Genomic DNA, 1,035 nt, shown 5'->3' on the forward strand with positions numbered 1-1,035 from the left:
CGACCGGCGCATCGCGAGCCTCGAACAGGAGGTCGAGCGCCTGCGCGGGGTCGCCGCTACGGGGTAATGCGGGCCGGCGGCTTCTCGCTCTTGACCACGGAGGCTTCCGCCAGGGCGATGCCGTCGGCGGTCTGGCGCAGCGGGACGATGCCGCGCGCCAGCGCCAGCACATATTTGCTGTATTCGGTCAAAAGCACGCGCAACGCTTCCGGCTTGGTCAGCCAGCCGCCATTGCCGAGATTGGTGTTGACCACCGGATAGGGCTCCAGCTTGGCGCCGTGCAGCAGCCGCCCCATCTCCAGCAGGCTGCGCGGCATATGGTAATTGTTGGTGACAAGGATGACGCTGCCATAGGCGTGGCTCTCCACCCATTTGGCGCTCTCCTCGGCATTGCCGATCGTGTCGAGCGCGGCGCGGTCGATGTCGACGCAGCAGGAAAACAGCGCCTTGTCGCCGCCGGTCGCGGCCTGCAATTGACGGCGGCTGGCGGAAGGATGAACGCCGCTGATCAGCAGGCGCTCGCCCTTGCCGGAGGCGAGAAGGTCCATCGCCGCGTCGAGGCGCGACTGGCCACCGGTGAGCACGATAATGGCATCGGCCCTGGCGGGGTTAGCGGGCGTCGTCATGTGGCTGACGGTGCTGGCGAACCAGCCGAAGCCGCCGGCAAACAGAGCCGCTAGCGCCAGGACCGAGAAAGCACAGATCCGAAGGACCATGACAAGACGGGCCAGATTGCCAGGCCCATGCGCCCGGGTACCAGCAACTGGCATCCGTCCAGCCGTCCCGGTCGTGTCCCGCGCGTCCATCATCCTATGGTTAATCCTGAAATGCGGCCTTTGATAGATGAAAAGGCGCACATTGCGTTACGGCAGTTTCTCTTGCGTGATCAGACCCTTGCTGAACATGACCGGTTCAGCATTCGCTCGCTCCCGGTTCCGGATCATGCTCAGCTCCCATCCGGCTGGCGCATGTCGATGTCGCTGAGATAGGCGACCACGGTGGCATGGGATGTCGCCGCCGTCAGCACACCGATCA

At 64.7% G+C, this 1,035-nt stretch carries 1 protein-coding gene; it reads right to left on the reverse strand.

Annotation, left to right across the window (positions count from 1 at the left end):
* Nucleotides 1-56 precede the first annotated feature (56 nt).
* Entirely contained in the window at nucleotides 57-809 is a 753-nt protein-coding gene (locus EN745_RS35130) for a YdcF family protein (protein ID WP_127423338.1), read from the reverse strand.
* Nucleotides 810-1,035 lie beyond the last annotated feature (226 nt).

Origin of the sequence: Mesorhizobium sp. M4A.F.Ca.ET.022.05.2.1, from assembly GCF_003998845.1 — a bacterium.
Lineage (GTDB): Bacteria > Pseudomonadota > Alphaproteobacteria > Rhizobiales > Rhizobiaceae > Mesorhizobium.